The sequence below is a fragment of the Kitasatospora sp. NPDC059817 genome, assembly GCF_042731835.1.
In the GTDB taxonomy this organism is placed as follows: domain Bacteria; phylum Actinomycetota; class Actinomycetes; order Streptomycetales; family Streptomycetaceae; genus Kitasatospora.
In genome coordinates this window covers 10,649-30,309 of sequence record NZ_JBHWIR010000091.1, presented here as the reverse complement: position 1 = coordinate 30,309, position 19,661 = coordinate 10,649, and the positions used below count along the sequence as shown (strand labels likewise).

Below are 19,661 nucleotides of genomic sequence, written 5' to 3'. Positions count from 1 at the left end.
TCGACGAACTTGCCCTGGGCGTCGAACACCTTGAAGGCCTCCAGCACGCCCGCGTCGGCGGCCAGCTTGCGCAGCTGGTAGCGGCCGTGCTTGAAGCCGGCCGGCGGGGTCCAACGGAACAGCAGGCCGTTGGGGTTCGAGGCGTCCTCGGTCAGGTAGACGTGGCCGCGCTTCGGGTCCACCACGACGGCCTCGTGCGCGTACCGGCCGAAGGCCTTCACCGGCTGCGGGTCGCGGTTGTAGTCGTCGTCGAACGGGTCGACCTCGAAGATGTACCCGTGGTCCTTGGTGAAGCCGTTCTTGCCGGCCTTGTCCTCGGTCTCCTCGCCGGACAGCCAGGTGCCCCACGGGGTCACGCCGCCCGCGCAGTTGGTGGAGGTGCCGGCGATGCCGACCCACTGCTCGACCGAGCCGTTCCGCTTGGCGTGCACGATGGTGCAGCCGCCGGCCGCGCCCGGGTCGTAGACGTGGCCCTCGGTCAGCGGCACCGGGTACGGCCAGTTGGCGCGGGCACCGGACAGCTCGTGGTTGACGACCATCAGGTTGCCGCCGCGCTCGTCCTCGAAGGCGGAGGTGCCGTCGTGGTTGCTCGGGGTGAACTCGCCGGTGCGCAGCCGGGTGACGCCGGCGCGGTTGACGACCTTGTACGCGAAGCCCTTGGGCAGCGACAGCAGCCCGGCCGGGTCCTGCACCAGCGGGCCGTAGCCGATGGCGGCGCGCACCGCACCGGTGTCACCCGCCGCGGACGCGGCCGGCAGCTCGCCGCCGGCCGGGGCGGCGATCGCGCCCGGGGCGCTGGCCAGCGCCTCCGCGCTGCCGGCGATCAGCACGCCGGCCCCGACGAGGGTGGAACGGTTGACGAAGTCCCGGCGGGACAGCGGCATGGCAGCAACTCCTGAGGAATCGGCCGCCGGACCGGGGGCGGGCCCGGTGCCCGGCGGGCGGGGCGTCGAGACGGGGCGTCGACGCCCAGCAGACTCCGCCGCGGGGATGAACCAGGCATGACGCCCACCTCACGCCCAGGCGGCCATTTGCCAACCGATGACCGACACATGACCTCCGCTTTGCCTGCGACGCCCCGCCGAGGGCCACCCCGACCCACGACGCCCTGCCGAGGGCCACCCCGACCCACGACGCCCTGCCGAGGGTCACCCCGACCGCGTCGTCCGCCACTGCTCCCAGGCCGACAGCCACAGCTGCTCGGCGAGCCGGTGCTCCTCCCAGACCTCCGGCCCGCCGCCCCGCCGCTCCCGCCAGAGCTGCTCCCAGGCCCGCTGCGCCGGCAGGCTCGCCACCTCACTGGCGAACACCGTGTACCGGACGACCTCCTCGACGGCCGCCCCGCCCTCCGGCGTACCGATCAGCCAATGCGTGTGCCGGGCAAGCCGGTTGAGGTGGTTGACCATCGCGGTCAGCGCCGTCACCGCCTCCTCCCGGTTCTCGGTGGCGAGCCGCATCTGCTGGCGCACCGCCACCTCCCAGCGCACCTCGTAGGCGTCCCCGCGCGGGCGCCGCGGCGTCCGCCCGGCCCGGACCTGCGCCTCGACGGCGGCGGACGCGGCGACGCTCTGCGCGATCAGCTCCCGGTGCGCCTCCAGCCCGACGGCGGGCGGCAGTTCACGCTCCTCCACCGGGACCTGCCGGGCCCGCCGGGCGGCCAGCTCGCCCAGCAGCTCGGCCCGGCCGCGCAGGTACGGCTCGAAGTCCGCGATCCCGCCGAGCTCCACGCCGCCGGGCGGCACCCCGCGCCCGCACACCGTCACGGTCAACCCGCCGATCCGCAGCCGCCCGGCCCAGACCGGTGCGGCCCCGTCGGCGGCCGATGCGCCTGGCCAGAGCACCGGCCGATCCTCGTGCACCTCCACCGGGTACGGCTCGCCGTCCACGGTGATCCACTCACGCAACGCCCGCACCCGGCCCGGCCCGTCGCCCTCGTCGACCCCCAGGTGGTCGTAGACCCGGTCCCGTTCGTCCTCGACCACGTCCTCCAGCTCGGGCAGGTCCTCGCCGCGCTCCGCGTCCGGCCGGTAGGTGCGCACGCTGACGTACGGGCCGGCCACCGAGCTCCAGTCGCCGGACTGCACCTCGACCCAGGCGAGTTCGCCACCGGAGGTCTCGAAGGCGGCCAGCGCCTCGCCCCAGCCGCCCGTCCCGCCGCCCCCGCGCGACAGCCCCGCGACCACGCCGTACACCGGGAAGTCGGCCGCGGCCACCGTCCGGCGGGAGAAGTCCTCCACCGCGGCGAGACGCTCCTCCTTGCTCCTCGGGTCCGGGACGCGCGCAGGGTCCGTCCGACCGGCGTTCCACTCCGGGGGCCTGCCGCCACTCTCCCGCATCATCCTGTGCCGCACCCCCGAGTCCTCGCGCCCGCACCGCCGACGCCACCTTAGTGCCCGGGACCTGCCGGGTCATCAGCTCGGGTACCGGGCACCGGCGCAGGCCGCGTCGGGACGCCCGGCCGCCGACGGGCCCGGGCCGTGTCAGGACTGCTGGTTGCCGGCCGGCACGGGCCGTGTCAGGACGCGCGGTTGTCAGCCGCCCTCCCTACCCTGGCGGCATGACAGCAGACAGCAGCTTCCCGGCCCGGATCAGCATCGTCACCCTCGGGGTCTCCGACCTCGACCGCAGCGCCCGCTTCTACGAGGACCTGGGCTGGCGGCGGTCCTCCGCCTCCAGTCCGGAGATCGTCTGGTTCCGCACCGCCGACTCGGCGCTCGGCCTCTTCCCCACCGAGGAGCTGGCCGCCGACGCGGGCGTGCCCGCCACCGGTGAGCCCGCCTTCCGCGGCGTCACCCTCGCTGTGAACCTGGAGTCCCCCGCGCTGGTGGACGCCGCGTTGAAGACGGCGGTCGAGGCCGGCGCCGTGGTGGTCAAGCCGCCGGTCCCGACCAGCTGGGGCGGCTACTCCGGCTACTTCGAGGACCCGGACGGCCACCTCTGGGAGCTGGCCCACAACCCGTTCTTCCCCTTCGCCGAGGACGGCTCCCTCGATCTCCCCTGACCCGCCGGCCCATCAGCCCGTCGAAGCCCCGTCGGCCCCCCGAAGCCCCCCCGTCGGCCCGTCAGCCCTTGGACCGCGCCTTGAAGGCCGCCTTGCGCGCCTCCTTGGCCACCGCCCGGTCCAGGTGCAGCTCCCCGACGGCCTCCAGGACGTCCGCCGTGTACGGGTGGTCGACCCGCCAGAGCTCGCCGAAGTAGGACGCAGGGTTGCCGGTCACCGGCAGGTCCGCGATCAGCTCGCGCAGCAGTTCGGCGTCGCCGCCGCTGTCCAGCAGCTGGGCGGCGAAGGTGTCGACCACCGTCCACAGTGCCATCGTCCGCTCCGGTACCGGCACGTCCGTCGCTCCCTTCGAGGTCAGCCAGGCCCGGGCGGCGCCGCCCAGCTCGGGGTCGTCCAGCACGTCGCGCACGGCGGGCTCGGCGGCCGCGCCCAGCATGTTCAGCGCCGAGACGCCGAGCATCCGCCGCATCGGGGCGTACGCGTCGTCGCCGCGCGCCGCCGCCAGCAGCTCGCGCGCCGCCGCCACCGGCTCCCGGCCGGTGATCCAGACCCGCAGCTCCTCGTCCGGCAGCACGTTGGCGGCCTCGCACACCGCGCGCAGCAGCTCGGCCGCGTCGCCCTGGGCCAGCTCGCCGACCAGCGGCGCGTCGTAGCCGTCCTCCAGCAGCCACTGCCGGATGCCGTACTGGCCGAGCGGGGTGAGCCGGACGAGCCCGAAGCGCGCCGATTCCTCATCGTCCAGCGGCGCCTCGCCGACGAGGGCGGGCTCCTCGCCCTCCGGGCCCTCCTCCTCGTCGAACAGCTCCGGGTCGATCGGCCGGTACTCCAGCAGGCCCAGCTCGGCCAGGTCGCCCAGCATCGGGTCCAGTGCGACCATCACATCGGTGATGTCGCCCAGCAGCTCCTCGCTCGGCTCCTCGCCCTCCGGCACCACCAGCAGCGCGGCCAGCACGCCCAGCGGCACGGTCTCGTTGCCCGGATCGGCGAAGGCGGTGGTCTCGTACAGCACCTGCAACGCCTCGTCCAACAGCTCGGCGGCGGCGTCCCGGGCCTCCTCGACCTCGCTCAGGGCGTCCTCGTCCTCCTCACCGCCCTCCACGGCCTCCCCGGCCTCCCCGCCCTCGGCGGCCCGCACGGCCTCCTCCTCCGGCAGCGAGTCGGCCTCCACGGCCAGCTCCCGGACGATCCCGGCGGCGGTCAGCCACAGCTCCAGGACGGTCTCCGGGTCACCCTCCTCGGCGGGCTCCAGATCCGGGCCCGGCACGGCGACGTGCTCACCGGCCGCCGTCGTCCCGATCTCCACCAGGTCCAGGTCACAGGCCAGCGACCAGGCCCGCATCGCCTCGACCTCCGCCTCCTCCGGCACCTCCCCCTCGGCGGGCGCCAGGCCCAGCAGCTGCGCCGCCGGCGCCCGGTCCTCCTCCACCAGGTCGCCGAACTCGTCCACCACCCGGTGCGGGGCGGCCCAGCGGGCCAGCGCCAGCGCGTACCCGAACATCGGCACGGCCTTCGCCAGGGCGGCCAGCTCCTCCTCGGCGGGCAGCTTCACCGGCGGTACCAGGACCGCCGCGTCGTCCAGGTCCTCGTCGTCCAGCCCGTGCGCGGCGAACGCCCCGTAGAGGTCCTGAAGCTCCAGGTCGGCGGGCAGAACCGGCTCGGCCGCACTCTCTCCCGGCGAAGCCCCGGCGTTCTTCCGACGTCGTCCGGCCATCGTTGTGCGTTCTCCCTCAGCCAGCGGTCCGCCTATCAGCTCAGCGTCCCGATCCACCACCTCAGCGTATAGGCCGGGCACCCCCGATGCCCGGCCTCAAGGGGCGCGCGCCGCAACCGTGCGCCCACCCTTTATCCTTCGCATTGGCACCGTGCACACCCCGCGCGGGCCACCGGGCAATGAAGCCCTTCGCCCTCCCCGCCCGACACCGGGCAGGAGGGGCCCACTCAGCTCACCCGCTCCACCAGGGAGCCCCGCACCTCGGCCACCACCACAGCGCCTCAGGACGGGCGCGCCGGCACACCCCGCCGACCCGGTGGTGCCCTGCCACAGGAGATCCCTTACATGGCGGACCTCTCCCCCGCCGGCTCCGGCCTGCGCACCGCGCAGCTCGACGGACGCCGACTCTCGGAGGCCCTGCTTCCCCTGGAGCTCGCGCCCCGCGCCCAGCTCCAGCTCGCCGCGGTCAGCCGCTGGAACGCGCTGCGCGGTGTCCGCGTCGGCCTGGTCGCCGCCGCCCTGCTGCTGATGCTGATCGGTGCCAACCTGGCGACGCCGATCTACCCGCTCCTCCAGCAGCGCCTCGGCCTCGGCCCGCTCGACACCACGATCCTCTTCACGATCTACGTGTTCGCGCTGGTCCCCGTGCTCGCCGTGGTCGGCCACTGGTCCGACCACCTCGGCCGCCGCGCCCTGATCCTGCCCGCCGTCGCCCTGGCCGCCGCCGGCGACGTCGTGTTCGCCACCTCGGGCAGCTTCTGGCAGCTCGCCGCCGGCCGGGCCGTCCAGGGCATCGCCGTCGGCCTGTCCACCGGCGCCGCCGGGGCCGCCCTCGGCGACCTGCTGCCCGACCACCCGACGCTCGCCGCCAAGCTCACCCTGGCCTGCTCCGCCGGCGGCGTCGCGCTCGGCCCGGTGGTCGGCGCCCTGCTCGCCAACGGCACGGACCCGCTGCTGACGCCCTTCCTGCTGCACGCCATCGCCCTGCTGGCGCTCTGCGTGCCGCTGGCCCTCGTCCACCCGCGGATGCCCGGCCGCAACCGCCCGCCGGCCACCCCGCCCCGCATCACCACCCCGGCCCACCTGCGCCCCCGCCGGCTCGCCCTGCCCCGCACCGGCCGCCGCGAGTTCCTGCTCGCCGCCTCGGCCGGCTTCATCTCGTACGCGGTGTTCGGCGTCTACCTGGCGCTCGCCCCGGCCTTCTCCGCCAAGCTGCTGCACACCTCCTCGCACCTGACCGGCGCGATCGTGGCCGCCCTGCTGCTCGGCTCGTCCGCGCTGGCCCAGCTCCTCGTCCCGCCCACCTCCGACCGCCTGGTCATCGCCCTCGGCATGGGCGGCCTCGCCGCCGGCCTCGCCCTGGTCGTCGCCGCCCAGTACACCGAGACCCCGGCGCTGCTGTTCATCGGCAGCGTCCTCGGCGGCATCTGCCAGGGTGTGGCCTTCCGCTCCCTCTTCACCACCGCCGTCGCCGCGATGAACCCGGAACGCCGGGGCTCCGAGCTCAGCTCCCTGTGGATCATCGTCTACCTCGGCAGCTCCCTCCCCATCGTCGCCGTCGGCGCCCTGGTCCAGCACTACGGCCTCCTCCCCGCCGTCAGCGGCTTCGCCGCCATCGCCGCCGCCCTCTGCACGGCCCTGGCGATAGCCGTCGCCCGCAAACCCAAGCAGTCCTGACCAGCCCCAAAAACACCGCCGCCCGGGACGACCATTCGTCCCGGGCGGCGTTCGTACAGGGCTACTCAGCCCAAGGGGCCCAGTCATCGGTGTTGATCTCAAGATCAAAGGGCTTGGGCAACCGAACTGGCTCGCCGAACTTCCACTGACCCAGCACCTGGTAGGTCCCCTCGCCTCGGTCCGGCTCGCCGAACAAGGTGACGCCGGGCTGCCGCGGGTCACGGTCGACCAACAGGTAGTACGGGATCCCGGTGCGTGCGTAACCACTCCATTTGGTGGGCTTCACTTGTCGACCGAACATGGGGCGCCGGTCATGGCGCGCATTGGACGCGGAGGTCACCTCCACCACCAGCTCAAGATCGGCCGGGTGGACGTACAACACATCCTTGGCCCGCTTCTCTGCATCGACGTCCCTGCGCACGATCACCATGTCCGGGATGTAACCGCCCTCGACCTCGACCAGGTCCAGGTTGACCGTCCGGACGGCGCGCCATTGGAACTTCGCGTCAGCGATTTTGCCTGCCAGCACCGACTCCTGAATGTCCGTGAGGATCCCCTCATGGAGGTACACCGGGGCTGGTGACACAACGATCTCCCCTCCGATCACCTCAACCCGCGTGCCGTCATCCGGGAGCCGGAGATACTCGCCGAGTTCTCCCCGGACCCACATGGCGTACGGCGAGTCAGGCAGAAGCAACTGCGCGAACGCAACTACCGACATGACTTCGCTCCCTCCGAGGTCGCGGCTCCAGCCTGGCCGCCCGCTGGCAGATATACCACTGCCGCGCAAACCTTTCCCCCGAAGGAGAGGTTTGCGCGGCAGCGAGTTGACAAAAGGGCCGTCCGTCAGACGTTGAAGCCCAGGGCGCGGAGCTGGTCGCGGCCGTCGTCGGTGATCTTGTCGGGGCCCCACGGCGGCATCCAGACCCAGTTGATGCGCAGGTCCTGGACCAGGCCGTCGGTGGCGGTCTTGGCCTGGTCCTCGATGACGTCGGTCAGCGGGCAGGCCGCCGAGGTGAGCGTCATGTCGATGGTGGCCACGTCGGACTCGTCGATGTGGATGCCGTAGATCAGGCCCAGGTTGACGACGTCGATGCCCAGTTCGGGGTCGACGACGTCCATCAGGGCCTCGGTCAGGTCCTCCACGGACACGGTGCCGGCGGTGGTGCCGACGATGACGACGCCGTTCGGCTGCTCCTCCGCAGCGGAGGGGGTTTCGTCACTCATTGTTCTGTCCTCCTCTGCGGGTCAGTCGTTCACGGCGGGGTGCTGGGCGAGCGCCTGGGCGGTGGCGTCCTTCCAGGCCATCCAGCTGAGCAGGGCGCACTTGACCCGGGCGGGGTACTTGGAGACGCCGGCGAACGCGACCGCGTCCTCCAGCACCTCCTCGTCGCCCTCGCCCTGGCCCTTGCTCTGCATCAGCTCCAGGAAGGCCTCCTGGACGGTCTGCGCCTCGCCGACGGTCTTGCCCACGACCAGGTCGTTCAGCACCGAGGCGCTGGCCTGGCTGATCGAGCAACCCTGGGACTCGTACGAGACGTCGGCGACGGTCGAGCCGTCGAGCCGCACCCGCAGGGTGATCTCGTCACCGCAGGTCGGGTTGACGTGGTGCACCTCGGCGTCGCCGTCCCGCAGCCCCTTGCCGTGGGGGTTGCGGTAGTGGTCCAGGATGATGTCCTGGTACATCGAGTCGAGCTTCATGTCCTGCCCAGTCCCGTCAGCCGAAGAAGTTCCGGACGTGGTGCAGGCCGTCGATCAGCGCGTCGACCTCGCCCGGCGTCGAGTACAGGTAGAACGACGCCCGCGTGGTCGCCGGAATTCCGTACCGCAGGCAGACCGGCCGCGCGCAGTGGTGGCCGACGCGCACGGCGATGCCCTGCTCGTCCAGCACCTGGCCCACGTCGTGCGGGTGGATGTCGCCGAGGGTGAAGGAGATCGCGGCGCCGCGGTCGACGGCCGTGCGCGGGCCGATGATCCGCAGGTCCGGGACCTCCAGCAGGCGCTCGACCGCGTACGCGGTGATCGCGTGCTCGTGCGCGGCGATCTTCTCCATGCCGATGTCCGACAGGTAGTCGATGGCCGCACCGAGCCCGACCGCCTGGGCGATCGGCGGGGTGCCGGCCTCGAACTTGTGCGGCGCCGGGGCGTAGGTGGACGAGCCCATGGTGACGGTCTCGATCATCTCGCCGCCGCCGAGGAACGGCGGGAGGTCCTCCAGCAGCTCCTGGCGGCCCCAGAGCACGCCGATGCCGGTCGGGGCGAGCATCTTGTGACCGGTGAAGGCGACGAAGTCGGCTTCCAGCGCCTGGACGTCCAGCACCATGTGCGGGGCGGCCTGCGAGGCGTCGATGACGACCAGCGCGCCGACCGACTGGGCCTTGCGCACGATCGTCTCGACCGGGTTGACGGTGCCGAGCAGGTTGGAGACCAGGGTGAAGGAGACCACCTTGGTCTTCTCGGTGATCAGCTCGTCGATGTTGGAGAGGTCGAGCCGGCCCTCGTCGGTGAGCCCGAACCACTTCAGCTTCGCGCCGGTGCGCTGCGACAGCAGCTGCCACGGAACGATGTTGGAGTGGTGCTCCATCTCCGTGATGACGATCTCGGAGTCGGCGTCCACCCGGTACGGCTCGTCGGCCCAACCGAGCATGTTGGCAACGAGGTTGAGCGACTCGGAGGCGTTCTTGGTGAAGATCACCTCGTTGCGGCTGGGCGCGTTGACGAAGGCCGCGACCTTGTCCCGCGCGCCCTCGTAGAGCGCCGTGGCCTCTTCGGCGAGCACGTGCACGCCGCGGTGGACGTTGGCGTTGTGCCGCTCGTAGTAGGCGGTCAGGGCTTCCAGCACCTGGCGCGGCTTCTGCGAGGTGGCCGCGTTGTCCAGGTAGACGAGCGGCTTCTCCTCGTGCAGCACGCGCTGCAGGATGGGGAAGTCCTTGCGGATCGCGTCGGTGTCGAGCAGACCCGTGAACGGATGCGTCACGCGGACGCGCCCCCCTTCACATACGCCTCGTAGCCCTCGTTCTCCAGCTTGTCGGCCAGCTCGGCACCGCCGGACTCGACGATGCGGCCGCCCGCGAAGACGTGGACGTAGTCGGGCTTGATGTACCGCAGGATGCGGGTGTAGTGGGTCACCAGCAGGGTGCCGACCTCGCCGGTCGAGCGGACCCGGTTGATGCCCTCGGAGACGATCCGCAGCGCGTCGACGTCCAGGCCGGAGTCGGTCTCGTCGAGGATCGCGATCTTCGGCTTGAGGAGCTCCAGCTGGAGGATCTCGTGGCGCTTCTTCTCGCCGCCGGAGAAGCCCTCGTTGACGTTGCGCTCGGCGAAGGCCGGGTCCATCTGGAGGGCGGCCATCGCCTCCTTGACCTCCTTCACCCACAGACGCAGCTTGGGGGCCTCGCCGCGGACGGCGGTGGCGGCGGTGCGCAGGAAGTTGCTCACCGAGACGCCGGGGACCTCGACGGGGTACTGCATGGCCAGGAAGACGCCGGCCTTGGCGCGCTCGTCGACGGACATCTCCAGGACGTCCTCGCCGTCCAGCAGCACCGAGCCGCCGGTGACGGTGTACTTGGGGTGGCCGGCGAGCGAGTAGGCCAGGGTGGACTTGCCGGAGCCGTTCGGACCCATGATCGCGTGGGTCTCGCCCTGCTTCACGGTCAGGTCGACGCCCTTGAGGATCTCGCGCGGGCCGTTCTCGGCCTCGACGGAGACGTGCAGGTCGCGGATTTCAAGCGTTGCCATGGGTACTCAGGACTCCTGGTTGACGGAGACGAGCACATCGTCCCCTTCGATCTTTACGGGGTAGACAGCGACCGGCTTGGTGGCGGGCAGGCCGGAGGGCTTGCCGGTGCGCAGGTCGAAGCTGGAGCCGTGCAGCCAGCACTCGATCATGCAGTCCTCGACCTCGCCCTCGGAGAGCGAGACGTTCGCGTGCGAGCAGGTGTCGTTGATCGCGAACACCCCCTCGTCGGTGCGGACGACGGAGACCGGCACGCCGTTGAGGTCCACGCGCTTGGGCACGTCCTCCTGGAGGTCGCTCAGCGCGCAGGCACGGAGGAAGGTCATCTGGATCAGACCGCCGCTTCCAGCTCGGCCTCGATCTTCTCCATCAGCTGGTCCTGGATCTCGGCGACGCCGATCTGCTGGACGAGTTCGGCGAAGAAGCCGCGGACCACCAGGCGGCGGGCCTCGTCGGCCGGGATGCCGCGGGACCGCAGGTAGAACAGCTGCTCGTCGTCGAAGCGGCCGGTCGCGGAGGCGTGGCCGGCGCCGACGATCTCGCCGGTCTCGATCTCCAGGTTGGGGATCGAGTCGACCCGGGCGCCGTCGGTGAGCACCAGGTTGCGGTTGAGCTCGTAGGTGTCGGTGCCCTCGGCGGCGGCGCGGATCAGCACGTCGCCGACCCAGACGGCGTGGGCGTCCTGGCCCTGCAGCGCGCCCTTGTAGACCACGTTGGAGCGGCAGTGCGGGGTGTCGTGGTCGATGACCAGACGGTGCTCCAGGTGCTGGCCGGCGTCGGCGAAGTAGAGGCCGAACAGCTCGGCCTCGCCGCCGGGCGCGGCGTAGTTGACCCGCGGGTGGATCCGGACGACGTCGCCGCCGAAGGTGACGACCACGGACTTCAGCGAGGCGTCCCGGCCGACCAGCGCGGTCTGCTGGGCGACGTGGACGGCGTTGCGGTCCCAGTCCTGGACGGAGACGAAGGTGAGCTTGGCGCCGTCGCCGACGAGCAGCTCGACGTTGGCGGCCCGGGTGCCGGTACCGGTGTGGTTGATCACCACGACGGCCTCGGCGAACGGCTTGACGTCGACCACCACGTGGGCGAAGCGGGTGCCGCCCTCGCCGTGCACGTCGATCTTGACCGGCTCGGTGAGCACCGCGTCCTGGGGGACGGTGACGACGAGCGCCTGCTCGAAGGCGCTGAACGCCTGCGCGGCGACCCGGTCGACGGGCTTGCCGGCCTTGCCCAGGCGGGCGTCGTCGCGGCCGACGGTCTCGGCGGTGACGCCGTCCGGCAGGCTCAGCTCGACCTTGTCCTCGCCCTTGGCCGCCTCGGCGGCGGTGCCGTCGTGCAGGCCGCCCAGGCGGTGCATCGGGGTGAACCGCCAGTCCTCCTCGCGGCCGGTGGGCACCGGGAAGTCGCCGACCTCGAACGAGGGCTTGACGGCGACCCGGGCGTCGATCGGCTGCTGGACGGTGGCGCGGCCGGTGCCGGGGCCGGCGAGCTGGGCGCCGGCGCCGGCGGTGCCGACCTCGATCGACCCGGCGGTGGTGGAGCCGGTGGTGGTGTTGACGTCAGCCATGGCTGTCGTAGTGCTCTCTTCCTCGAAAAGCTCGAAAAGTCGGTGGGCGGTCAGCGGCTGGACGTCAGCCGACCGCGCCCTCCATCTGCAGCTCGATCAGCCGGTTGAGCTCCAGCGCGTACTCCATCGGCAGCTCGCGCGCGATCGGCTCGACGAAGCCGCGGACGATCATCGCCATCGCCTCGAACTCGGTCATGCCCCGGCTCATCAGGTAGAACAGCTGGTCCTCGCTGACCTTGGAGACCGTCGCCTCGTGGCCCATGGACACGTCGTCCTCGCGGACGTCCACGTACGGGTAGGTGTCCGAGCGGGAGATGGTGTCCACCAGCAGCGCGTCGCACAGCACGTTGGACTTGGCGCCCTTGGAACCCTCGCCGATCTCGATCAGACCGCGGTAGGAGGTCCGGCCGCCGCCGCGCGCCACCGACTTGGAGACGATGTTGGAGGAGGTGTTCGGCGCCATGTGCACCATCTTGGCGCCGGCGTCCTGGTGCTGGCCCTCGCCCGCGAAGGCGATCGACAGGGTCTCGCCCTTGGCGTGCTCGCCCATCAGGTAGACGGCCGGGTACTTCATGGTGACCTTGGAGCCGATGTTGCCGTCGACCCACTCCATGGTCGCGCCCTCGTACGCCACGGCGCGCTTGGTGACCAGGTTGTAGACGTTGTTCGACCAGTTCTGGATGGTCGTGTAGCGGCAGCGGCCGCCCTTCTTGACGATGATCTCCACGACCGCGGAGTGCAGCGAGTCGGAGGAGTAGATCGGCGCGGTGCAGCCCTCGACGTAGTGGACGTACGCGTCCTCGTCGACGATGATCAGCGTCCGCTCGAACTGGCCCATGTTCTCGGTGTTGATCCGGAAGTAGGCCTGGAGCGGGATGTCGACGTGGACGCCCTTGGGCACGTAGATGAACGAGCCGCCGGACCACACCGCCGTGTTCAGCGCGGCGAACTTGTTGTCGCCGGCCGGGATGACGGTGCCGAAGTACTCCTTGAAGACCTCCGGGTGCTCGCGCAGCGCGGTGTCGGTGTCCAGGAACAGGACGCCCTGCTCCTCCAGGTCCTCACGGATCTGGTGGTAGACGACCTCGGACTCGTACTGGGCGGCGACACCGGCGACCAGGCGCTGCTTCTCGGCCTCCGGGATGCCCAGCCTGTCGTAGGTGGCCTTGATGTCCGCGGGCAGGTCCTCCCAGGACTCGGCCTGCTTCTCGGTGGAGCGGACGAAGTACTTGATGTTGTCGAAGTCGATGCCGGAGAGGTCGGAGCCCCAGGTCGGCATGGGCTTCTTGCCGAACAGCTTCAGGCCCTTGAGACGCAGGTTCAGCATCCACTCGGACTCGTTCTTCTTCGCGGAGATGTCGCGGACGACCTCCTCGCTGAGCCCGCGCTTGGCCGCGGCACCGGCGGTGTCCGGGTCGGCCCAGCCGTACTCGTAGGTGCCCAGGCCCTCGAGCTCGGGGTGCGAAACGGTGTCAGTCATGCGAGCTTCCTAACGCGCGGACGCTGAATCTTCGGTGGACGTACCGGCAGTCGGCACTGCATCGGAGCCGCGGCCCGCGGAACGCCGGGCAGGCGACGATGCGGCACCGGGTGCCGGCACATAGGTGGTGCAGACCCCGTCGCCGTGGGCGATGGTGGCCAGCCGTTGCACATGGGTGCCCAGCAGCTGCGAGAAGACCTCGGTCTCCGCCTCGCAGAGCTGCGGGAACTGCTCGGCGATGTGCGCGACCGGGCAGTGGTGCTGGCAGAGCTGGGCGCCCGCCGGGGCCTTCGCCACGGCCGGCGGGACCCGCCGCACCGTGGCAGCGTACCCGTCCGCGCTCAGCGCCTGGGCGAGCGCCTCGGTGCGCTCCCCCGCCTCGGCCAGCCGCAGGAGCTCCAGGTACTTCTCGCCCTGCTTACCAAACCGGGCCCGGGCGAAGGCGGCGACCGCCTCCTCGCCCGCCTTGCCGCCGCCGACCGAGTCGGAGATCCAGCGCAGCGCGTCGGCGGCGAGCTGGTCGTACGCCTGGTAGAAGGCGTCTCGGCCGCCGTCGGTGAGGGCGAAGACCTTGGCCGGGCGGCCCCGGCCACGGCTGCCGTAGACCCGCTGCTCGCGGGACTCGACCAGGCCGGCGGCGGCCAGCCCGTCCAGGTGGCGGCGGACGGCGGCGGCGGTGAGGCCGAGCCGGCTCGCCAGGTCGGCGGCGGAGGAGGGGCCGTGGTCGAGGATCGACCGGGCGACCCGGTCCCGGGTGGCGCGGTGGCCCTCCAGCAGCACCTCGGCCGCCGTCACGGGCACGTCGCACCCGGGGGCCGACTCGGCCTCCTGGGGCGTGGCGTGCTCGCGCATGTTTTTCACAACACCAGTGTTGCGTAATTACTTCCGACAGGACAAGCCGTGATGCAGGCCTCACTCGTGTCATCTGTCACGCAGGTAAGCCTTACCTGACCTGCGAAAACGATCATCGAGGGCGCCGTCCGGGCCCGGCGTCGGGGCCTCTTACACTCGCCGGTATGCACTCCGAACCCGCGGTGAAGATCGCCGGGCTGGTCAAGCACTACGGCGACAAGCCCGCGGTGGACGGCCTCGACCTCACCATCGCACGCGGCGCGATCACCGCCGTCCTCGGCCCCAACGGCGCCGGCAAGACCACCACCATCGAGACCTGCGAGGGCTACCGCCGCCCCGACGCCGGCACCGTCCGCGTCCTCGGCCTCGACCCGGTCGCCCAGAACGCCGCGCTGCGCCCCCGGATCGGCGTCATGCTCCAATCGGGCGGCGTGTACGCGGGCGCGCGCGCCGTCGAGATGCTGCGCCACACCGCCGCGCTGCACGCCCACCCGCTGGACGTCGACGCGCTGGTCGAGCGGCTCGGCCTCGGCTCCTGCGGCCGCACCGCCTACCGGCGCCTGTCCGGCGGCCAGCAGCAGCGGCTCGCCCTGGCCATGGCCGTGGTCGGCCGCCCCGAGCTGGTCTTCCTGGACGAGCCCACCGCCGGCCTCGACCCGCAGGCCCGGCGCGCCACCTGGGAGCTGGTCCGCGACCTGCGCCGGGACGGCGTCACCGTGGTCGTCACCACCCACCACATGGACGAGGCCGAACAGCTCGCCGACCAGGTCGCCGTCATCGACCGCGGCCGGGTGATCGCCACCGGCAGCCCCGAGGAGCTGTGCCGCGGCGGCGCCGAGAACGCCCTGCGCTTCGACGGCCCGCCCGGGCTCGACCTCGGCCCGCTGCTCAAGGAACTGCCCGAGGGCGCCACCGCCACCGAGACCACCCCCGGCAGCTACCGCGTCGAGGCGCCCGTCGACCCGCAGCTGGTGGCCACCGTCACCGGCTGGTGCGCAGCCTCCGGAGTCCTGCCCGAACGGCTGTCCGTCCAGCGCCGAAGCCTCGAAGACGTCTTCCTCGACCTGACCGGACGGGACCTGCGCTCGTGAGTACCACCACCGACTACTCCCCCAAGCCCGGCGCGGCCCCGGTCGGCCGGATGCTGCTCGCCCAGACCGCCTTCGAGACCAGGATGCTGCTGCGCAACGGCGAGCAGCTGCTGCTCACCGTGGTCATCCCGACCGTGCTGCTGGTGCTGTTCTCGGCCGTGGACATCGTCGCGGTGGACGGCCCCGGCAAGCGGGTCGACTTCCTGGCCCCCGGCCTGCTCGCGCTGGCCGTGATGTCCACCGCCTTCACCGGGCAGGCCATCGCCACCGGCTTCGAGCGCCGCTACGGCGTGCTGAAGCGGCTCGGCGCCAGCCCGCTCCCGCGCTGGGCACTGCTGACCGCCAAGACCGGCTGCGTCCTGGTCACCGAGGCGCTGCAGGTCGCGCTGCTGTCGGTGATCGCGCTGGCGCTCGGCTGGTCCCCGCAGGGCAACCCGCTGACGGTCGTCGCGCTGCTGGTGCTCGGCACCGCGGCCTTCTCCGGCCTCGGCCTGCTGATGGCCGGCACGCTCAAGGCGGAGGCCACACTGGCCGCCGCCAACCTGGTGTTCATCCTGCTGCTGCTGGCCGGCGGGGTGATCGTGCCGCTGAGCAAGTTCCCCTCGGCCGTGCAGTCGGTGCTGGAGCTGCTGCCGATCTCCGCGCTCTCGGACGGCCTGCGGTCGGTCCTCCAGCACGGCGCCGGGGTGCCCTGGTCCGACCTCGGCATCCTGGCCGGCTGGGCCGTCCTCGGGCTGGCCGCCGCGGCCCGCTTCTTCCGCTGGGAGTAGCCCCCGGCCCCGCACGTGAACCGCTCCGTGCATGAGGCCGCACCGCATGTGAGGCCGCCCCACACGGGAACCGCCCCCCGGCCGCTTCGGCCGGGGGGCGGTCTCACGTCACCGACGGAACGTCAGCTCTGGCTGCCGCGACGCTTGCGGGCCAGCAGGACGAGCGCGCCACCGACCAGCAGCACGCCGCCGCCGGCCGCCGCGATCATCGGGGTGGCGTCGTTGCTACCGGTCTGGGCGAGCGCCGGGCCACTGGTGGTGGGCGTCGGGACCGGGGTCACAGTCGGGGTCGGGGTCGCGGTCTTGCTCGCGGTGGGCGAGGCCGACGGGGTCGGGGTCTTGGTGGGCGTCGGCGTGGGAGTCGGCGTCGGAGTCGTGGTCTGCGACGGCGTCGGGGTGGGTGTCGGGGTCGGGGTCTTGGTGGGCGTGGGGGTGGGAGTCGGCGTCGGAGTCGGCGTGTGGCACGGCTCGATCGTCTTGGTCTCGTTGATGTTCCAGCCCTTTTCGTTGGGGGTCTCCGTCGTGTTCACCACGAGGTTCGCCTTGACGGGGGCTGTGTGGTCCTTCACCGGGAAGGTGCCGTGGAACTCCGCGGGGAAGGCCTTGGCGTCCAGGACCTTCTCGCCGTCGATGGTGAGGCTGACGGTGTTCTTCACGTCGGGCTTGGGGCTGTAGTTGATCAGATCGATCACGATCTTGTCGCAGGTCACCGACCAACTCGGCACGTGCGCCGAGGCGTTGGTTGCCAGCGCCAGAGGCAGGAGAATTCCGGCCGCCGCCGTCCCGGCGAGTGCCGCCGCGCCGATCCGCATGTGCCGCTGCTGTCGCGCCATTTACGCTGTTCCCCTCAGAACGGTCTTGCGCAGCAGGCGTGTTGAAGGTTTCGCGGTGGCCCGCTACGACTGTCCGGGGGACTCTACCGGCACTCCCGCACCTCTCCACACCCCGCCGTACGACCGAATTTCGTCTGTTGGTCCGTCGTCTGATGTGTATGACCAGCCCATCACAGCTGCCACCTCGCGGAACGCGGATTCGGCAAACTTGAATGAACTTCGTCACCTGACTGAAATACGTGCGCCCCCGGTGATCAGGTTCAATCACCGAGGGCGCAGCACCGGTCGACCGGCGAAACCATCAGGCCTTCTTGGCCGCCCGACGCCGGGTGACGACCACGATCGCGCCACCGGCCGCGAGCACCACCGCGCCGCCGATCGCCAGCGGCACGACGGGCCCGGAGCCGGTGTGCGCGAGGTTGCCGCCCGCGTTCGCCTGGGCGGACGGGCTCGCCGAGGCCGAGGCCGAGGCGGCCGGCACACCCGCCGAGGCGGTGGCCGACGGGCTGGCCGAGGCACCCGCGCTCGGCTTGCCGCTCACCGGGGCGGAGGGCGTGGCCGACGGGCTCGCCGAGGTCCCGGGAGTGGCCGAGGTGCCGGGCGTCCCGGGCGTGGTGGAGGCCGACGGCGTCCCGCTCGGCACCACCGGCGGCACGGTGGGCGTGGTGGGCGTGGTGGACGGCGTCGGGACGACGACACCGGGCAGGCAGCCAGCGAACGGGTAGTGGTGCGTCTCCGCGCCGCCCTTACCGGTCAGCGAGGCCGCGATGACCGAACCGTTGACCGGGCCGCCGCTGCCGAGGTCGAAGGCGGCGCTGGGCGCCAGCACGGTGCCGGCCCAGGCGGCCTTGCTGCTCTTGACCACCTTGGTCGCGGTGGGGAAGTTCCACAGCAGCTTGGCGCGGATCGCCCCGCCGGCCGCGCTCTGCAGCTTGTCGTCCAGGACGAAGGACGCCTTGGCCTCGTCCCACAGGTGGAAGCCGGTGGTCCCGGCGGCCGCCATGTCGTACGAGCCGCCGGTCACGGTGACCACGGTGACGGAGCCGGCCGGCACCTTGAGGAAGACGTCCTTGGCGCCCTGGAGCTTCGCGGCGTCGACGGTGAAGCTGTTGTACTTCGCGTCGCCGCCGGTGAACGTGAGCTTGGCGCCGTCGGCCTGGACGGTGGCGCCGGCGGTCTGCGGCGCGGCGGCCAGCGCGGTGGAGGCGGCGCGCAGCTTGGCGAACTCGGCCTTGAAGTCGATCGGGGAGGCGCCCTGGGCGATGGCGCCCTGGTGGGCCTGGACGACGGCGCCGTCGGCCTTGGAGCCGTAGACGCCGTTGCCCTTCATCACCTGGGTGTTGTGGCCGGTGATGCGGCCGGCGACCACCAGCGCGTTCTTGCCGGGCAGGGCGTCGACCTCGGCGGGGGTCAGCTCCTGGCCGACCGAGAAGCCGCCGGTGAAGTCGGCGTTGCCGCCCACCGCGACGGCGCCCTCGGCGTCGGGGGTGTGGGTGTCGTCGCCCTCGATGAACTCGCCGTAGAGGTTGGCGACCCCGAGGCTGCGGCACTCCTGGCCGGGGTCGGCGGCGTGGGCGGCGGCGGGGGCGATCAGGCCGGCCAGTGCGAGCGAGCCGCCGACTGCGAGCGCGGCGGCGGACGTGGGTATGCGCATGTGCAGGTCTCCGCTTGTGCGGGAGGAGTGGGAGAGGTCCGAAAAAAGGTATGGACCAATCCGCACTCTTTCGGCCTCACAGGTGATTGGTCAAGACCAATGACCGCCTTGACCGAAGAGTCCGGTTTGCACCCACCCGACCCCGGGTAACCCCCGCGCCCGGGTCACGCTCGCGCCCCGCCCCAAGATCCCCTGTAAGGCCGCCTACGATTGGCCCCGTGCCTAATCCCTTCTCCCTGCTCGCCGACCGCTGGCAGCCGTCCGCCGTGATGGTCCGGCGCGCTGCGTTCGCCGCGCTGGTGATGAGCGTGGTGATCGTCGTCACCGGCGGCGCCGTCCGCCTCACCGCCTCCGGCCTCGGCTGTACGACGTGGCCCCGCTGCACCGCCGACAGCCTGACCCCGACCGCCGAGATGGGCTTCCACGGCGTCGTCGAGTTCACCAACCGGATGCTCACCTACGTACTGAGCGCTGCCGTCGGCTGGGCCATCCTGGCCGCCCGCTGCCACCGCCCCTGGCGGCACAGCATGACCAAGCTCGGCTGGGCGCAGTTCTGGCTGGTGATGAGCAACGCCGTGCTCGGCGGCATCACCGTGCTGACCGGCCTGAACCCCTACACCGTCGCACTGCACATGATCGCCGCGATGGCGCTGGTCTGGGTTGCCCTGCTGATGTGGGAGCGCTCCAAGGAGGGCGACGGAGCCCCGAAGCTCAGCGTGGCCCGCCCCATCCACCAGCTCTCCTACGTGCTGGTCCTGGTCGTCGGCCTGCTGGTCGCAGCCGGCACCCTGGTCACCGGCGCCGGCCACCACCCGGGCACGCCGAAGGACAACAAGATCGTCCCCCGGATCCCGATCGACTACGACAGGCTGGCCCAGTTCCACGCCGACCTCGCGTTCGTCTCGGTCGGCCTGACCATCGCGATGATCTTCGTCCTCGCCGCCATCAAGGCCCCGCCGGCGGCGAAGGCCCGCACCAAGGAACTGCTGGCGGTCCTGCTCCTCCAGGGCGTCCTCGGCTTCATCCAGTACTTCACGGACGCCCCCGAGCTGATGGTCGGCCTCCACATGCTCGGCGCCACCCTCACCTGGATCGCCGCCCTCCGCATCCCCCTCGCCCTGCGCGTACGCGAGGTAGAAGCGGCCCCCGACCAGCTGCCCGCACAGACCCCGCAGGCTGCCACCGTCTGAGCATCGGGGCGGGGGGGCCCCCCCCCTGCGGGGGGCGGGGGGGGGGGGCTACAGCCAACCCCCCCCGCGCGCGGCGGCGACAGGCGGCCGGGCGGGGCCCCG

General features: G+C 71.8%; 19 protein-coding genes. 5 read left to right on the top strand and 14 right to left on the bottom strand.

Annotated elements, in window-relative coordinates; genetic code table 11:
- Both ACFV61_RS20400 and ACFV61_RS20395 read right to left on the bottom strand, forming a co-directional pair.
- The coding region (locus ACFV61_RS20400) for an alkaline phosphatase PhoX (RefSeq protein WP_380493080.1) at nt 1-884 on the bottom strand (884 nt) is incomplete at its 3' end.
- 264 nt (nt 885-1,148) lie between these two features.
- A complete protein-coding gene (locus ACFV61_RS20395) occupies nt 1,149-2,237 on the bottom strand; it encodes a hypothetical protein (protein WP_380493078.1) in 1,089 nt (362 codons plus the stop codon).
- Between the two features lie 320 nt (nt 2,238-2,557).
- Between ACFV61_RS20395 and ACFV61_RS20390 the strand changes: the two genes are divergently transcribed.
- The gene (locus tag ACFV61_RS20390) at nt 2,558-3,001 is read left to right on the top strand and encodes a VOC family protein (protein ID WP_063349531.1); all 444 of its coding nucleotides are present in this window, start codon (nt 2,558-2,560) and stop codon (nt 2,999-3,001) included.
- 61 nt (nt 3,002-3,062) lie between these two features.
- On the opposite strand, the gene ACFV61_RS20385 is transcribed toward ACFV61_RS20390, so the two are convergent.
- Nucleotides 3,063-4,712, bottom strand: a complete 1,650-nt coding sequence (locus tag ACFV61_RS20385; RefSeq protein WP_380493076.1) for a hypothetical protein — start codon at nt 4,710-4,712, stop codon at nt 3,063-3,065.
- A gap of 345 nt (nt 4,713-5,057) precedes the next feature.
- On the opposite strand from ACFV61_RS20385, the gene ACFV61_RS20380 reads away from it, so the two are divergent.
- Complete coding sequence (locus ACFV61_RS20380; RefSeq protein WP_380375149.1) at nt 5,058-6,389, top strand: MFS transporter; 1,332 nt, start codon at nt 5,058-5,060, stop codon at nt 6,387-6,389.
- Nucleotides 6,390-6,450: 61 nt separating this feature from the next.
- Here the strand turns inward: ACFV61_RS20380 and ACFV61_RS20375 are convergent, their stop codons facing one another.
- From ACFV61_RS20375 to ACFV61_RS20335, 9 genes are all read right to left on the bottom strand, one after another.
- On the bottom strand, nt 6,451-7,110 hold the full coding sequence (locus tag ACFV61_RS20375; RefSeq protein WP_063349530.1) for a Uma2 family endonuclease: 660 nt from the start codon (nt 7,108-7,110) through the stop codon (nt 6,451-6,453).
- Nucleotides 7,111-7,235: 125 nt separating this feature from the next.
- On the bottom strand, nt 7,236-7,616 hold the full coding sequence (locus ACFV61_RS20370; RefSeq protein ID WP_279634938.1) for a metal-sulfur cluster assembly factor: 381 nt from the start codon (nt 7,614-7,616) through the stop codon (nt 7,236-7,238).
- Between the two features lie 21 nt (nt 7,617-7,637).
- Complete coding sequence (sufU, locus tag ACFV61_RS20365) at nt 7,638-8,090, bottom strand: Fe-S cluster assembly sulfur transfer protein SufU (protein ID WP_063349529.1); 453 nt, start codon at nt 8,088-8,090, stop codon at nt 7,638-7,640.
- Nucleotides 8,091-8,106: 16 nt separating this feature from the next.
- Entirely contained in the window at nt 8,107-9,366 is a 1,260-nt protein-coding gene (locus tag ACFV61_RS20360; RefSeq protein WP_063349528.1) for a cysteine desulfurase, read from the bottom strand.
- Nucleotides 9,363-10,127: a Fe-S cluster assembly ATPase SufC gene (sufC, locus tag ACFV61_RS20355; RefSeq protein WP_063349527.1), complete on the bottom strand. Its 765-nt coding sequence runs from the start codon at nt 10,125-10,127 to the stop codon at nt 9,363-9,365. Before sufC ends, ACFV61_RS20360 begins: the two co-directional genes overlap by 4 nt.
- A 6-nt stretch (nt 10,128-10,133) precedes the next feature.
- Nucleotides 10,134-10,451 (bottom strand): bifunctional 3-phenylpropionate/cinnamic acid dioxygenase ferredoxin subunit, encoded by a 318-nt coding sequence (locus ACFV61_RS20350; RefSeq protein WP_063349526.1) that lies wholly within the window; start codon nt 10,449-10,451, stop codon nt 10,134-10,136.
- Between the two features lie 5 nt (nt 10,452-10,456).
- The gene (gene sufD / locus ACFV61_RS20345; RefSeq protein WP_363368927.1) at nt 10,457-11,689 is read right to left on the bottom strand and encodes a Fe-S cluster assembly protein SufD; all 1,233 of its coding nucleotides are present in this window, start codon (nt 11,687-11,689) and stop codon (nt 10,457-10,459) included.
- Between the two features lie 64 nt (nt 11,690-11,753).
- A complete protein-coding gene (sufB, locus tag ACFV61_RS20340; protein ID WP_363368925.1) occupies nt 11,754-13,169 on the bottom strand; it encodes a Fe-S cluster assembly protein SufB in 1,416 nt (471 codons plus the stop codon).
- A gap of 9 nt (nt 13,170-13,178) precedes the next feature.
- The gene (locus ACFV61_RS20335) at nt 13,179-14,021 is read right to left on the bottom strand and encodes a metalloregulator ArsR/SmtB family transcription factor (RefSeq protein ID WP_107452933.1); all 843 of its coding nucleotides are present in this window, start codon (nt 14,019-14,021) and stop codon (nt 13,179-13,181) included.
- 164 nt (nt 14,022-14,185) lie between these two features.
- Between ACFV61_RS20335 and ACFV61_RS20330 the strand changes: the two genes are divergently transcribed.
- Nucleotides 14,186-15,112, top strand: coding sequence for an ABC transporter ATP-binding protein (locus ACFV61_RS20330; protein ID WP_380481460.1), 927 nt, complete (start codon nt 14,186-14,188; stop codon nt 15,110-15,112).
- A 50-nt stretch (nt 15,113-15,162) separates the two neighbouring features.
- Nucleotides 15,163-15,882 carry an ABC transporter permease gene (locus ACFV61_RS20325; RefSeq protein ID WP_063351445.1) on the top strand — a complete coding sequence of 240 codons (720 nt, stop codon included), beginning with the start codon at nt 15,163-15,165 and terminating at the stop codon, nt 15,880-15,882.
- Nucleotides 15,883-16,004: 122 nt separating this feature from the next.
- On the opposite strand, the gene ACFV61_RS20320 is transcribed toward ACFV61_RS20325, so the two are convergent.
- Both ACFV61_RS20320 and ACFV61_RS20315 read right to left on the bottom strand, forming a co-directional pair.
- The gene (locus ACFV61_RS20320; protein ID WP_380427291.1) at nt 16,005-16,715 is read right to left on the bottom strand and encodes an LAETG motif-containing sortase-dependent surface protein; all 711 of its coding nucleotides are present in this window, start codon (nt 16,713-16,715) and stop codon (nt 16,005-16,007) included.
- Nucleotides 16,716-17,016: 301 nt separating this feature from the next.
- Nucleotides 17,017-18,369 (bottom strand): choice-of-anchor A family protein, encoded by a 1,353-nt coding sequence (locus ACFV61_RS20315; RefSeq protein WP_380493074.1) that lies wholly within the window; start codon nt 18,367-18,369, stop codon nt 17,017-17,019.
- Between the two features lie 218 nt (nt 18,370-18,587).
- On the opposite strand from ACFV61_RS20315, the gene ACFV61_RS20310 reads away from it, so the two are divergent.
- Complete coding sequence (locus tag ACFV61_RS20310) at nt 18,588-19,559, top strand: heme A synthase (RefSeq protein WP_380493072.1); 972 nt, start codon at nt 18,588-18,590, stop codon at nt 19,557-19,559.
- The last annotated feature ends 102 nt before the right edge of the window (nt 19,560-19,661 follow it).